This window comes from Nostoc sp. ChiQUE01b (assembly GCF_034531255.1).
GTDB lineage: Bacteria > Cyanobacteriota > Cyanobacteriia > Cyanobacteriales > Nostocaceae > Nostoc.
Genome location: NZ_JAVRBM010000136.1, coordinates 1 through 13,492, shown reverse-complemented (window position 1 = coordinate 13,492; position 13,492 = coordinate 1). Strand labels below are relative to the sequence as shown.

The window sequence follows — 13,492 nt, the reverse complement described above, 5'->3', positions numbered from 1 at the left end:
ATCCACTTTTTTTGGCTGGAAACTCGCTCTGGGCATACTTGTGTGTACACCGTAGGCTTCCCGCACAGGAGCCTTTTCATTCAACTGCTCTACTTTCTCAACTTTCAAAGCCTCGATAGCTGGCTTTGCCGTTTCTAGAACGGATGCAACAAGTGATTTTTTGCGACTTGGCACAGCATGAGGTGTAAAGTTAGCCCAAAATTCCCTGTCTGACTGTTTTGGTGTATTCAAATAAGCCCCAGGATTAATACAACCAAATTCATCTTTGGGTGGCTCTTGAGAAATCAGAGTAGGCAGGGCATAGTCTGCTACTTGCTCTACCATTTTGGTTAACGTGGGTGTTTGTGTTATACGTACTGATTCAGGTAATGGTGTTGCTGCTCTAGCTTGAAGCGCTATCTGTTCCTCATCTTGGGCGGTGTCTAGTCCGTTCTGCTTGCGGGTTTGGATATTGACAACGCGATGAATGAAAGTCGATTGATACCATTCCCACTCAATCGCTAAGTTAGTCGGTTCATTGCGGAAGTGTTTCAGTACCTTGGCTTTGTTTGCGTGCAAGTCGCCGCCATACTCCTTCATCCACCGAGTAGCGAGGGCAGTTTGAAATTCTGCATCAAGCTTGCCCTCTTCATTACGCCACGGGCCATCTGGTAGCCAATCCCAAATCACATCGTTGGGCTTTTTGCGTTGATTTTTCAAAAATGGGTCGGGCAGTGGCGGCGGAACATTTGCCTTCATGAGAGACTGACTTGTTGGTTGCGTAGTCTCAGATTTTTTTGGCAACAAAGTGGAGAAACTTGAATTGGGTTCTTCTTTGACTTGAAATCCAAATTCCCTTTTTTCTTTTCTTTCTTGTGAGTCGATGTCAGTTTGAGAGGGATTAAGGGAGAGATCCCTTAAAGGGAAATCCTTAATTGGTAATTCCTTAATGGTAATTCCTTCGTCTACCATTTCAGGTAAGGGTACTCCTACCATTTCAGGTACCACTACCCCTGCCTGATTTGGTACCACACCCCTACCTGATTTGGTACCACTACCCCCGCCTAATTTGGTACTACCTGATTTACCACCAGTGATTTGTTGTCTGATTTTTTCTAGATGTTTTGATGCCATCCATTGCGAATGATCTGTGATTTCATAAATTGTGGTTTTCCCTTTGCGTTCTTGGGCTATTTTGATAAACCTAGCTGCAATCAAGATTTGTAGGGTTTTTCTGACAGTCTTTTCATTCATTAAACAGATTGCTGCCATGTTAGGAATTGATTCAAAACATCCGTCTTTTCCAGCCCGTCTAACTATGTGTCCATATAAACGATATTCTTGGGGATTAAGCCCATAGTCGTCTAGAAACGATGGAACGACTATTGCAAAATCACTGCGATTGCTTACAACAGAATTACTCATTTTCCCCTCTATGTCTTGTTCTCATCCTTTATTGGGTTTTGAGCATGAAAATATTAACGGTGCAGACTTAACACTCCGCCGATTTAGAACCCTGAACTATTCGTGAATATGGTTCTTTAAAAACTACTTCGCACTTTGTTTAGTGCCGAGCGATCGCTTTATCTTTTGAATTGCTAGAAAAGACTTGATCTAAAATACTTTCAGGGTATAAACCCACATAGCCGAACCTTGGGTCATGTATCTGTTCTACTTCTACCCCCTGCTTGCGGCATAACGCGCTAGCTTTCTTTCCCTTGCTGCCGGCTTGTGAGAGTGATATCTCAAGTCCTCGAAGTTTAGCAAAACCCATGACGCTGTACTTGTGACCACATGGGCTATTAAACCGATCTTGCTCAACTTCCACCGCTTTTAGTCTTGCCAGTACTTCGTTTTGACGGCGTTCTTGTTCCAATAGCCTTTGCTCTTGTTCTGCCATCTGTTGGGCGAGTGCAGCAAGGATTTGAATCTGGGTCATTGCTGGTTGCGGGATATTTGAAGCTTTAGCGATACGCTCACATTCCAAGAAATATTTGCGAACGACCTTGCCTTGCTCAGTACCCGCCATCATGCCAAGAGACTTAAAGCAGTCAACTGATAGCATGACTAATTGGCTAGGACGACCACCAGTAGAGGTTTTTAACCCTTTGGCTAAGAAGTCTATACCTTCTTCAAAATTGCTTTTTAGCTTTTTTTCAGCTTTTTGCTTCGTAGAATATCCTAGCCAAATCCAGGCATCATCTAAGTCTACCGGAAATATCTCCTGAGATTGGTAAATTGCCAATGCCAATTGCTGGCTAAATGATAAATTAGACATGACTATTCCTCTGTTTTAGCGGTTTAGTTATTAAAGCGATCGCGTTGCTTGGCGGCGGGCGATCGCTTCAGGCTGCTATATCTTCAGTTACCTCTTCATCAGTTTCAGGAAGTTGGTGTTTTGTTGTAGCGATTCGCTTACTTAGTTTCTGTTGATTTTTTTCCGCCATCTCTGCATCGTTATCTGGGATATAAATCAGTAAGTCTCCAGGTTGACAATCAAGAAATTGACAAATATCGTTTAGCCGCTCAGGTGACATCCGAGGCATAGTATCAGTTTTCCGTAACCTGTAAACAGAAGTTTCGGTGATGCCGATACCTTCGGCCAGGTCTTTATTTCTGACTCTTTTTTGGGCCATGATTTCATTCAGCTTCCAGCGAATCACTCTTTTATCCATCGTCATTACTCCACAATCCTAATATTCATAGTGGAAAAACGATTAATCTTCTTTTAGCGTCTACAGCTTTATTATATACATAAGACTACTATTAAAATAACTGGTGCTACTAAAAATGTTCGTGAGATGTTGACAAAAATATACGGCTCACGTATATTTATAAATATAAGGGCAAGGAAATGCAACCGCCTGCACCCGAACGCAAAAAGGGTTTGCAAATTACCAAACTTAACTAATTTCAATCAATCACAAAACCAAGTGCCACCGGGACTAGCAGCCGGAAGCCAAACTTGTAATGCTCAAGCCAGCGAAGATGATCTCGATGACCTACTAAGTCTTAAAAAACTGGTTATTTAGTGCCATTCGTCTAGAAATCAAAGATTTTACTTACAGCAAAGCTGAATTTAGTAGAGTGTCCTCTTCCAAACACAGCACTTCCTTACACATCCCCTGATGCTGCTGTCTGCTGTCTTGATAATACTCTTAGCAACTAGCTTTAAATCAGTGAACAGTAAACAGTTATCAGTTATCACAGTAACTCTCTCGGAAATTTGACCCTAACTGTTACCTACCACTTTTTAGAAGTGGGGTAATCTGACGAATCGGATAAAAAATCAATATGAACTGATAACTGTTGATGGCTACGCCAAATCTTTTTGAGAGCGTTGTGGTGACGACTCCACACACCTACCCTAGAGGGGAGGTGTGGGCTTCTGAAGAAGAAGCACGTCATTAGCCTCAGTAATCCATCATGCAAGGATTACTACGTTTTCCGAGAATGTATAGGCACTTTGGGATATAGGGTTAGCAACCCGTTTCCTAGTCCCAAACAATGCGGCTAGTGATTAAACATTTCTACAGGTAGAGGGAAAGTGTTACTAGCTTTAAACCTCGGAAAAACATTGGCAAAGGAAACCACCCGTAAGGGACGAACTCTTTACTAGTTCAAAAATCATGAAAGTATTAGTTATCAACAAACACAGGCAACCTTTAATGCCTACAATACCAAGAAAAGCGCGAATTCTTTTACAATCAGGCAAAGCCAAAATTGTAGGAAGAGATCCGTTTACGATTAAATTGATTTATGGCAGCAGTGGCTACAAGCAACCTATTTCATTAGGGATTGATGCTGGCTATAAATATGTCGGTTTTAGTGCTATCACCGAGAAAGAAGAATTAATTGGTGGAGAAGTAGAACTTCTCAACGGAATGTCAGAGCGCATCACGGAAAAGCAGACATATCGTAGAACTCGTCGTAACCGATTGCGTCATCGTGCCAAGCGGTTTGACAATCGTAAGCGCGATAAAGGTTGGTTAGCACCATCAATTCAGCACAAGCTAAATACTCATTTACGGTTTGTGGAACGTATTAAATCTAGGCTGCCAGTTACCAAAATAACGGTAGAAACAGCCAAGTTTGACATTCAGAAAATCAAAAATCCTGAGATTCAGAGGGAACAATATCAGCAAGGGGAACAGCAAGGCTTCCGAAACTTAACAAACTATATTCGTCATCGAGACGGTTACAAGTGTCAAAACCCTGATTGCAAAAACAAAAGTGCCGACAAAGTTCTTCAAATTCACCACATTGGATACTGGATAAACCCACCAGATAGAAGCAATCGACCAAGCAACTTGATTACTCTTTGCGATAAATGTCACAGTTCACCAAATCACAAAAAAGGGAAGATTTTGCACGGATGGCAACCAAAAGTTAAGTCGTTTAAAGCAGAAACTTTCATGTCCACCATCTACAAGCGAATACTCGAAGAACTGGACACAGAGCAAACTTTCGGCTATGAAACAGACTTTAAGCGAGTTGAATTAAAGCTCGAAAAAAGCCACCATAATGATGCTTTCATTATCGCTGGTGGGGCGACTGGGCAAAGAATAGAACCTTTAACGATTGAACAGATTCGTCGTCACAAAAGGTCAATGGAACAGTTTTATGATGCCAAATACATTGATAAACGTACAGGAGAAAAAGTCAGTGGTTCTATCTTAAACTCTGGTAGACGTACCCGCAATAAAAACTTGAATGGAGAAAACTTAAGAGTTTATCGTGGCTTAAAACTTTCTTGTGGCCAACGACGTATCAAAAAGCAACGTTACCGTTACAATCCCAGCGATTATGTGTTGTTTGAAAAGAAGGTTTATCGAGTTATTGGAATGCAAAACTTAGGAACTGGTGTCAAATTAGCTAATTACTCCGGTGTTGCAAACAAGGTTGTCAACGTCAACAAAGTTCAGTCTATTAGAATGAGAAGCGGTCTATGTATCCGTGCATAGTTTGGCAATTTCTCAACCACCCCACTCTCTGATTGAGCGGTGGTCAACTCTGGTTGGGGATGGTTTCGTCATTGCCCCGCCATTCATTCCACACTGCCCTACGGTTCTGACGGACTAGCTGAACCACAACGTTCTTTGCACATATAACAAAGGCAATCGCCCCGGTCTGACAAACAAGTGCGATCGCCTTTTCCCCGATTAAGGAGATTTCCATTATGACCTACATAACACATACACAGCAAGCAATTCCTAGTCTTTCTGTTGATGAGCAAGCCCTAGCCCAAGCAGAACTCTACAGCCACCTGGAATCCCAAGCCGAAGCTGTAGCACCAACCAAAGACCCTCTCACCAGCAGAGATCGCCGTATCATTGGCGAGATTATCGAAGTCCAACCCGAATCAGTGCGTACAATCTGGATAGAAGGCGGAATCACAGTATGGGTGCAATTCTTCGATGGCGGACGACTACCCTTTGATCGCAACTGGTTCGCTACAAGAGTTGCAGAAGTCAAAGCGACTCTACCAGAGACACCCCTGGAGCGTAACGAACGATTGAACGATGAACTGGAAACAGCTTGCACTGTTTTTGGTCTTTATCACGGCGAGATAGATTGGCTCTCGTTTAGCACCAAACTCTACCGAGACGGGCGTTTTGTCGGCTTCGTCGGGTGCAATCAAGAAGGTTGGTATGCCAGACCAAGACAGTACGGGGTAAATCGGGTTGCTGGCAGTGCAAAAGATGTGATTGTGCTGTTGGGAGTTCGAGCGGCAGTAGCGGCATAAGTTGCTGAAAGTGAGAAAGGCGATTGCACACCAAGCAACTGCAATCGCCACCTATATGCAATTACAAATAATCATTGCACATAGCACAGCAAGTAACATCACACTTTCAGATTTGGGTTTCTATGACTGCCAAGAGAATTTCGTGCTACCTCCAGCAGATGCGAATGCAGAGGTGAAAGAAATCCTTAGTACTACAAGTGAGAAAAGCGATCGCAGCCATAGAGTTATGCAATCGCCGCTCAACCGAAATTTAGACAATCGAAATCATCATGGCACATCAAATATGATTAGCCCATTTTCTCTTCAAGAAGCCAATTGGGATGAATCCCCAGAGAAAATACTCCTACCTCCAACCGACCCCAATGCAGAGGTGCAAGAGATTTCTGGCTACAAACTCGTATACGTGAATGGAGCTTGCCCCAGAACTTATCGAGTCTACACAGATGATTCAATGCTGGGAGTGATATTTCAACACATCACCCACTGGTCGAATGCTGTAGATAAGATTCGATATGCCGAGCCGGTTGATGCAGCAGTCGGGTTGGATGAATTTATGACAATGACAGGCTACTTTACAGCGACTAAAGAAGAACCGCCCACGGAAGAAGAGTTGCTAGATAAGGAATTTGATTCGCTCACAAGTGAGGAGTGGGAAAGGTTAAAGAGATACGTGCTAGAAACTAGCGATTTGGTTGCAGCGTAAGGAAACGGGTGGGCAGGATAGACCCACCTGTATGGCGAGGAGCAAAACTAAATTATTAGTTTATCCAAATAGAACACCACAATTCATTGAATATAACAATGTCACCCATAGAAATACTGAAAGAATTCAACTCGTGCTACCAGAAAATTCAAGCAATAGCCCAAGATGAAAACTGGCTTTTGTTGATTGCAGATAAGAAGATTGATCCAGAGGCAGCAACTCACTTGGGAGATGTGCTGCATTATTTGAGCGAGGCAATGGGGTGCGTAGAAGAATTTGTTGAAATCAAGTTTAATCAGGAATCAAAATCATGAAACTCTATGCAACCAGTATTCCTCAAGCAAAGCCCAAGTTGGGCAACTATTATATCAAATGATGCAGGTTTGATTGAAGTAGAAATAAATGATAAAGACCCTGGTTTTCATTCAATGATTGAGGAATTATCTACCGAAATTGAACCAGGAATTGTTGGTGTAAAAGCTAGTGATTTATGTCAGATATTCAGCATTGAAAGGGTTGATACTAGCCAAGATAATTAACAACCAAAATTTAGTAAAGCCAAACAAAATGAAATTTACAACTGTCTCTGTTAGCTACTCCAGAAAATTTAATCTAGGCGACTATGAATCTCTAGAACTGGGTTGTTCTCTCTGGGCGCAAGTAGAAGATGGGGAAGACGCTGACGGAATAACCCAATTCCTCTATCATCAAGCCAAAGCTTCAGTAAAACAAGCGGCAATGCCTGTGTTAAAAGCCTCAGAGTTTCAGATAAATAAGGCTAAATCTAGCAAAAAAGTGTCTGGTGATTTGAATGAAAGTTACTGGTAAACAGGAGCCTGACGATGCAAGAACTAATCAAAGCTTTAATCAAGGCAAAGGCAGAGTTTAATTCCATTCAAAAAGACGGTACTAATCCTCACTTCAAGAAAAAGTATGCAACGCTAGATGCAGTTTTAGTTGCTGTCACCCCTGCATTGGGTAAACATGGATTAGTCATTATTCAAACTACTGAACTTTGTGAAAGTAAAACCGTACTGCGGACTCATCTCTATCATGAATCGGGCGAAAACATTACCAGTAATTATCCTTTACCTGAAATTAGTGATTCACAAAAATTCGGTGCAGCTTTAACCTATGCACGTCGATATGCGGTCTGTGCAATTTTATCAGTTACGGCGGATGAGGATGATGATAGTGAGGGTGCAGCTTTTAAAAAGATTGAACCACAGAACAATATTAAATACCGGAAACAAGAAGGTTCAGTTAAGTCGAAGTCTCCTGTAGTCAATCCGCCAATTGACCCAAAAGATTTGCGAGTCAAAGAAGTTCGCACACTTTTAAATTATCCACTCGATTTAGTAAAAGAGTGGCTGCATTTTCAGAATGTTACAAGTCCCAGTGAACTTGAATCTGACAAGATAGATGAACTAGTGAAGAATATGTGCTTGGCTTGGGCAGGTGATAAGTTTGGACATTCTAGTTATGCTGCTAACTCCTATCAGAAACACGTCGTCGATGCTGTATTAAGAGGGGTTCCTGAGATGTCAGCGATTCAAGCGTGGATGGAAGGGGCACTTGCACAAATACCTGAACTTAGCGTACATCACTAATTTTAAACTAGGAGGTAGTTATGGGAGAAATGGCTGATTTAGCATTAAAAGAAGAATATTTAGAGACTGCCAATTGCCAACGCTATCAGCAGATGAGTGATTTAAAAAGACTACTGCACCTTAGAAATGCATTCCACTCCAAATATCAGAATGCATCGGCAGCTAAAACTATTAAGCAAATGGGTGAGCAAGGCTATTTCAAATACTTAAATGCTTTGCAAAGAGTCAATGTTTTAATAGCAGATAGGTTAAAGATAAATATTGTTTTAGTTGATGTTGTTGTTTTGGAAATAAAAAATCATGAAAAGAGCCTTGATAACTCAACAATCATTCATGTCTTCAAGCAGTCAAACTAGATTAGTTCGCCGCCGGACTCGGAAGAGATTCAACCCCAGGATTTTCATCGACCGCACTCTTGAGGCTACTGCTCGCGCATCGTTATTCTTGACTGGATTTTTTCTTGTGGGAGCGATGGGGTACTGGGGAATAGAGATTGCACTTTCATCTCACCACTGGCAGCAGCAGAAAAACATCTGCTTGAGAGCCATGCTGGTTAGTTTTTCAGTTTTTTTGGGTACTGCCTTGGTTGGAGCAAGTTTTAGTGTTCAACGGGATAAATTTTAGGGAAGGAAACAACGATGGAAATCAGATTAAGGTACATCAGAGATTCGGACTATATTGCAGGGTTGTCAATATACGTTGCAAATAGTTGGAAGCAGTAAAGATTATCGCAGGCTTCAATCGTCAGAGCATTTTTCTACATCAAATGATGTTGTGCTAAATGATGCGTTCAATGTTTTGGGAGAAATAGTAGATGCAATTGATCAGGTGGAGCAAGTTAATCAACAGGGAGAACCTAGACATGGAACAGGAGATTAAAAATGCAATTGGTTTGGGCAATCCTGAACTCGTGATAGAGTCGAAACCAAAACCTGAACCAGAACCAACAGTGACGATTTACGACTTCGGCGCTCTGTTATTGAAGCACGAACCACCTAAAAAGCAGAGATGAACACAAAGCAATTGATTCTTAAATCTACCATTGGAGTTTTCGCATTTTTCACTATTTTGAGTGGCTGTGTCACGGTTTTTGGACAAAAGAAAACCAATTACTTCAATATAACAATACCTGCAAGCACAGCGAGGCTGATTTTCAGCTTTAGCATGATGGCAACTGGATTGACCATGTTCATCGGTAGTCGGATTGAGGCAGCGCAATTTGAAGAATCACTAAAACCCAGACCTGTTCCCACTCCCTGCCGAGGTTGCAAGCATTTCCACGGGGTTGTCTACAACGGCGTGCTTCTCAATTGCGCTGTCCATCCCAAAGGCTGGCAAGGTGATAAATGCCCTGATTGGCAAAGCTTTCACTATTTAAATAAATAAGGAGTAACAAAATGACATTGACTTTGGACAATCGCTCTCAAAAGAAAGAATCGTCTCTAACCCAAGCATTACGGCAGATACAACAACTAAACTCCAAGATTGCTGTGTTAGAGCAGCAGCATCAAGATTACGTGCAGAAGCAACAGAATTTAATTCCGGCCATCGCTGAGATTTGTATTTCTCCGATCCAGGAAGTAGAGGCGCTGCGAATTCTGATTTATAGGGGAGAAGCAGCTTGTCGGCAGTACTTACGTTCGGTGTTGGTTAGACAACGGAAGAATTCAAAGAGATCACGCACTTAGTGATTCCGGTTCAGTACCAGATATTTCCAAAACCCGACGTAACCAATATGAAGTTTCAAGAGATGCAGATTGCTTTTGTTCGGCATCCGACCAAATATTCTCCCAATTAAACAGCCATCGAGTCAACAAACGACCTAAGTCAACTAACTCTGCTGCTCTATCAATGTCGTCTGCTTTCACCATATCTGGTACAGTCCACTCGATAAAGTATCGACTTTCTTTGACCAGAGTCAGCATCAATTCCTGAGATGATACCCCAGTCCACAAAAATTCAATTTGCTCAAGGTGTGCAGCTAGATGATGCAAACGGGTAGGCACATCATCTTGTATAAAAATTTGTTGTCTCGGTGTCAATTCGATCATAAATTTCCCAGGAATTCGATAATGATTTGAGCAACCCTTTCTCTAATATTAGAGTCCAATATCTCCATTGATCTATTTTGCGGGGGACGAAGATTGACAATTGATTCAAAAATCATCTTTTGAGTTACAGGCATAAAGCTTGCCGCCCAGATAGTTTCTTGCCGACTACCATCACCCAAAAGAGCTTGTTCGCAGTCATAATGCAAATCACCACCACCAACTAGTACCCGACGTTCGATATCGACTGCGGTTTTGATGTAGAACTTGTGTTCTTGCTGCAAAAGTTCAAGTTGTTCCGGGGTAGCGCGTTCGCGTAAAAGCAAAATCATACAACCGAAAACCTCTGTAATATCATCAAAGCTAACTAGAAGGGTGCTCTGTTTCTTGCAACCAACCCAAAATAGTCAGCGCCAACTCCCAGGATTCGCGCCGCTCCCAATTAGGTAAGTGATTCAGTACTTGTGCAAGGAATATTGCTGGGTTTTCCAATTCTCCGCCACGAGCCGCAACACCATCCCTAACGAGCGCCCCCAAAGTGGCAGCTTGATTCCCCTTATAGTCAGGCTGTCTCTTAATTTCATCAACAATCCAGTCCGGTACTGTGATTGTTTTAAATCCTGATTTCGGCATACATAACAGAGAAATAATATAAAGATAGTACGGCAGTTTGCGTTATGTTTGCAAACCTTTTTGCGGTATGGTACGTTAAACTCAAGTCGCAAGTGACAAGTCGCAAGTCGCAAGTAAGTTTTGTAACGGAGATTTAGACCCAACCGTTTGAGAGTTCTTCACTTGCGACTTACGACTTGCGACTTTGTTAAGAATGGACTACTCACACAATAGCTTCACAAATAGTAGGAGCGATCGTAGTATGAAAAATATTGGTATTAAGCCAATACATCCTAAAGAATTTAAAAGAGTTCATAATTTCTCGACTTACCAAATGAGTCGTTTGTCAGGTTACTCAGTCGAGGCACTAAAGAACTGGTTAGCTGATGAAAGTAGCTCCAGATTTGTCGAACCAAAGCCGTATATACTTAACCATTTTGGAGCGATTCATAATTACTTATTAAGAAGTTAGTGTTTCCCAAACACTAAGCCATTAGAAAAACCCTCCCCACCAGTAGGTGGTTTTTTTATTATTAGTATTAGCAGTACCGGAATTCAATCGGAACTCAACCGGAACTCAGTCGGAACTCAATCGGAACTCTAGGAGCCGAAACCATTGCTAATTCAGGGAAGCTGTGTAGTTGAACAATTGTTAACACGAGAGGAGGCAGCCAAGAAATTGGAGCCATCAGTTGGAATTAGACAGTTCCAAAAGTATCTAGACTTAGCTTCTTTATACTTGCCAGAATTTGAAGATTTTCGGGACGAAGATAATGGAGGGCTAAACGGACGAGCGAAGTTGACAAACTGGCATTTACCTGTGCTTCAAAGAATTAGAAGTTACGTTTTAGCCAAAGGTTCTTTGAAGAAGGTGGCAATTGAATTAAAAAATCACCCCGAAAAGTTTTTAGGAGCCTAAATCATGATCGTTAAAGAATTTGCACAAGCTCTCAACAGAGTCCCAGGAAAAGTAGTTGATGAGCTGCGCCGTCAATATCCAGAGCAAAAATGGACGGTCGATTCACTAGTTCCAGAGGAGATTTTAGCTAGATTTCAAGATATTACCAATAGTGAGAGATTACAGCCTCAACAATCACCTATAGCAGATATACCCGAAGCTACAATCACCAAAGCTGATGAGGCAATTCAACAAGCCTCATACAAGTTGACTGCGGCTGATAAAGAGACTATTTCTGGTGCTATAGCTGTTCAAAATGAGCAATCTAAGATTTTGGGTGCATCAACTGGTGTCACAGGAGCTTTGTTGTTCATGGAATCCTTGATTGGAGCCAAAGGGACGGTGTTGGATGCCTTTGCTGAACAATCCATGTTGGAAGTCGATAACCAGATTACCGAGATAGATCAGAGTTTGATTAATTTGGCAGAAGAAGCCTCAACAAGACTGGGGGAGTCGATCAGAAAAAAGGAACAACTCAAAGCGCGACTCAATTTGTTGCGGGAGAGAGTCAGTTCGATGGGGACACAGATCCGATTTTAGAAGCTTATAAAACAGTGGCGGCATTGTTACAAATCCAAAATGAAACTGTTGCCACTGTTGCCGAAATCCGATTACTTCAAGAGCTATTAACTCATCAAAAGAAAAATCAGGACATGGATATTCTCAGTACGGGATTGTTTGCTACTTCAGTTATTGGCGCTTTAGGTGGTAGTGCATATATCGTTAGTAGCGTTGTCGCTACTGGATTAATTGGTAGCGGGATATTCATTCCCTTGGCATTACTTGTTGGTGCAGGATTGACATTTCTGAGACGAGCATTAAAGTAACAGTGATGGGCGGGAGTGTTTCATAAAACTGTTTCACACAACTGTTTCATGAAACAGTTTCAACGGTTTCATCAGTGTTTCAGACTCGTGAAACACCGTGAAACAGCATTCCCCCGCGTGAAACATCAAACTTGAAACATGAAACACCAGACAATTCCTTGCTCGAAAGCCGTTATGAAGGGTAGTGTTTCATTCAACTGTTTCACAGCACTGTTTCACGAAACTGTTTCAACGGTTTCATCAATGTTTCAGACTCGTGAAACACCATGAAACAAAAATTTGTACTAAGAACGCGCTATAGCACAGTAGTCTCATGTATAAGAAACAACTGTACTTAGCTTTGGCTGGTGTTGGCATCTGTATGTTGCCTGTAATTATCCCTTTAGTACCCAAATTGGGGGCTTATGCAGAGCTTCAACGGCTAAAAGCTTCAGAAGAATTAGAACGTTCGCGCATAGAAGAACGGGCAAAAACCAGTGATGCCTTATATGAGGCAGGAGTGATGCCCACAAGTCGCAAGTTGAGAATTACTAATTACATTGACAACACTAAACGCAATCCCAGGCCAGACACAACCCTTTATCAAGATGACGAGATTATTGATGTTTTTGACGCGACGGGTAGGTGTATTGGGCGGATTGAAGAAGGAATTTGGAAGTGGAAGCATAAAGCTAAAGGCATTTGTAAAACTGTTCAAAATATCAAACCAGTAAGGAGGAAGTAATGGCTAATAGTTCATCAAGTGCGGAAACTAATAGTACTGGCAACAGCGATAGTAAACCTAAAGGTAAGAAGCGATCGCTTGGTGAAATTATTGATTTTTGTGCCAAGGCTGTTGTGATGATTGTCGGCTTACCTGTTAGAGCAGCAGCCGCTATAGTCAATCAGTTTGTTGCTAATGGAGGTGCGGGTCGTGCGTTAGTTGGAGGGATTTTATTTATCGGCGGTTCCATGATTAACGTGAGTTCGACGGTTAGAAAAAGGCAAAAAGCCTGCTAGATATGAAGCG

24 protein-coding genes are annotated in these 13,492 nt (G+C 41.9%); 17 read left to right on the top strand and 7 right to left on the bottom strand.

Features of this window, described 5'->3' with window-relative positions; all coding sequences use genetic code 11:
* The 3 genes from RMY63_RS39660 to RMY63_RS39650 form a co-directional block, all read right to left on the bottom strand.
* A partial coding sequence (locus tag RMY63_RS39660) for a helix-turn-helix domain-containing protein (protein ID WP_322733918.1) occupies positions 1-1,404 on the bottom strand: 1,404 nt, incomplete at its 3' end.
* 139 nt (positions 1,405-1,543) lie between these two features.
* Complete coding sequence (locus RMY63_RS39655; protein ID WP_322733917.1) at positions 1,544-2,257, bottom strand: hypothetical protein; 714 nt, start codon at positions 2,255-2,257, stop codon at positions 1,544-1,546.
* 67 nt (positions 2,258-2,324) lie between these two features.
* Positions 2,325-2,654, bottom strand: a complete 330-nt coding sequence (locus tag RMY63_RS39650; RefSeq protein WP_322733916.1) for a helix-turn-helix transcriptional regulator — start codon at positions 2,652-2,654, stop codon at positions 2,325-2,327.
* A gap of 954 nt (positions 2,655-3,608) precedes the next feature.
* Here RMY63_RS39650 and iscB point away from each other — a divergent pair.
* Positions 3,609-4,943 (top strand): RNA-guided endonuclease IscB, encoded by a 1,335-nt coding sequence (gene iscB, locus RMY63_RS39645; RefSeq protein WP_322733915.1) that lies wholly within the window; start codon positions 3,609-3,611, stop codon positions 4,941-4,943.
* Positions 4,944-4,986: 43 nt separating this feature from the next.
* Here the strand turns inward: iscB and RMY63_RS39640 are convergent, their stop codons facing one another.
* Positions 4,987-5,157, bottom strand: coding sequence for a hypothetical protein (locus RMY63_RS39640; protein ID WP_322733914.1), 171 nt, complete (start codon positions 5,155-5,157; stop codon positions 4,987-4,989).
* Position 5,158: 1 nt separating this feature from the next.
* Here RMY63_RS39640 and RMY63_RS39635 point away from each other — a divergent pair, with 1 nt between their 5' ends.
* The 11 genes from RMY63_RS39635 (at position 5,159) to RMY63_RS39585 (ending at position 9,726) form a co-directional block, all read left to right on the top strand.
* Positions 5,159-5,725, top strand: coding sequence for a hypothetical protein (locus tag RMY63_RS39635; RefSeq protein ID WP_322733913.1), 567 nt, complete (start codon positions 5,159-5,161; stop codon positions 5,723-5,725).
* A gap of 10 nt (positions 5,726-5,735) precedes the next feature.
* Entirely contained in the window at positions 5,736-6,428 is a 693-nt protein-coding gene (locus tag RMY63_RS39630; protein WP_322733912.1) for a hypothetical protein, read from the top strand.
* Positions 6,429-6,526: 98 nt separating this feature from the next.
* Positions 6,527-6,742 (top strand): hypothetical protein, encoded by a 216-nt coding sequence (locus tag RMY63_RS39625; protein ID WP_322733911.1) that lies wholly within the window; start codon positions 6,527-6,529, stop codon positions 6,740-6,742.
* A gap of 6 nt (positions 6,743-6,748) precedes the next feature.
* A complete protein-coding gene (locus RMY63_RS39620; protein WP_322733910.1) occupies positions 6,749-6,967 on the top strand; it encodes a hypothetical protein in 219 nt (72 codons plus the stop codon).
* Between the two features lie 28 nt (positions 6,968-6,995).
* On the top strand, positions 6,996-7,256 hold the full coding sequence (locus tag RMY63_RS39615; protein ID WP_322733909.1) for a hypothetical protein: 261 nt from the start codon (positions 6,996-6,998) through the stop codon (positions 7,254-7,256).
* Positions 7,257-7,270: 14 nt separating this feature from the next.
* Positions 7,271-8,038, top strand: a complete 768-nt coding sequence (locus RMY63_RS39610) for an ERF family protein (protein WP_322733908.1) — start codon at positions 7,271-7,273, stop codon at positions 8,036-8,038.
* Between the two features lie 20 nt (positions 8,039-8,058).
* Positions 8,059-8,394 (top strand): hypothetical protein, encoded by a 336-nt coding sequence (locus RMY63_RS39605; RefSeq protein ID WP_322733907.1) that lies wholly within the window; start codon positions 8,059-8,061, stop codon positions 8,392-8,394.
* On the top strand, positions 8,372-8,662 hold the full coding sequence (locus RMY63_RS39600; RefSeq protein WP_322733906.1) for a hypothetical protein: 291 nt from the start codon (positions 8,372-8,374) through the stop codon (positions 8,660-8,662). The genes RMY63_RS39605 and RMY63_RS39600 overlap by 23 nt, the downstream gene beginning before the upstream one ends.
* A gap of 238 nt (positions 8,663-8,900) precedes the next feature.
* The gene (locus RMY63_RS39595) at positions 8,901-9,050 is read left to right on the top strand and encodes a hypothetical protein (protein ID WP_322733905.1); all 150 of its coding nucleotides are present in this window, start codon (positions 8,901-8,903) and stop codon (positions 9,048-9,050) included.
* On the top strand, positions 9,047-9,424 hold the full coding sequence (locus tag RMY63_RS39590) for a hypothetical protein (protein WP_322733904.1): 378 nt from the start codon (positions 9,047-9,049) through the stop codon (positions 9,422-9,424). Before RMY63_RS39595 ends, RMY63_RS39590 begins: the two co-directional genes overlap by 4 nt.
* 11 nt (positions 9,425-9,435) lie before the next feature.
* Complete coding sequence (locus RMY63_RS39585; protein WP_322733903.1) at positions 9,436-9,726, top strand: hypothetical protein; 291 nt, start codon at positions 9,436-9,438, stop codon at positions 9,724-9,726.
* On the opposite strand, the gene RMY63_RS39580 is transcribed toward RMY63_RS39585, so the two are convergent.
* From RMY63_RS39580 to RMY63_RS39570, 3 genes are read right to left on the bottom strand one after another with little or no spacing between them, the layout of a single operon-like run.
* Entirely contained in the window at positions 9,715-10,089 is a 375-nt protein-coding gene (locus RMY63_RS39580; protein ID WP_322733902.1) for a hypothetical protein, read from the bottom strand. The genes RMY63_RS39585 and RMY63_RS39580 overlap by 12 nt on opposite strands.
* A complete protein-coding gene (locus RMY63_RS39575) occupies positions 10,086-10,418 on the bottom strand; it encodes a DUF5674 family protein (protein WP_322733901.1) in 333 nt (110 codons plus the stop codon). Before RMY63_RS39575 ends, RMY63_RS39580 begins: the two co-directional genes overlap by 4 nt.
* 31 nt (positions 10,419-10,449) lie before the next feature.
* On the bottom strand, positions 10,450-10,719 hold the full coding sequence (locus RMY63_RS39570; RefSeq protein ID WP_322733900.1) for a hypothetical protein: 270 nt from the start codon (positions 10,717-10,719) through the stop codon (positions 10,450-10,452).
* 595 nt (positions 10,720-11,314) lie between these two features.
* Here RMY63_RS39570 and RMY63_RS39565 point away from each other — a divergent pair.
* The 5 genes from RMY63_RS39565 (at position 11,315) to RMY63_RS39545 (ending at position 13,482) form a co-directional block, all read left to right on the top strand.
* A complete protein-coding gene (locus RMY63_RS39565) occupies positions 11,315-11,617 on the top strand; it encodes a hypothetical protein (RefSeq protein ID WP_094346789.1) in 303 nt (100 codons plus the stop codon).
* 3 nt (positions 11,618-11,620) lie between these two features.
* Entirely contained in the window at positions 11,621-12,196 is a 576-nt protein-coding gene (locus RMY63_RS39560; protein ID WP_322728793.1) for a hypothetical protein, read from the top strand.
* A 14-nt stretch (positions 12,197-12,210) separates the two neighbouring features.
* Positions 12,211-12,483 (top strand): hypothetical protein, encoded by a 273-nt coding sequence (locus RMY63_RS39555; protein ID WP_322733899.1) that lies wholly within the window; start codon positions 12,211-12,213, stop codon positions 12,481-12,483.
* 313 nt (positions 12,484-12,796) lie between these two features.
* A complete protein-coding gene (locus RMY63_RS39550) occupies positions 12,797-13,207 on the top strand; it encodes a hypothetical protein (RefSeq protein ID WP_322733898.1) in 411 nt (136 codons plus the stop codon).
* Positions 13,207-13,482, top strand: a complete 276-nt coding sequence (locus RMY63_RS39545; protein WP_322733897.1) for a hypothetical protein — start codon at positions 13,207-13,209, stop codon at positions 13,480-13,482. The genes RMY63_RS39550 and RMY63_RS39545 overlap by 1 nt, the downstream gene beginning before the upstream one ends.
* Positions 13,483-13,492: the final 10 nt, after the last annotated feature.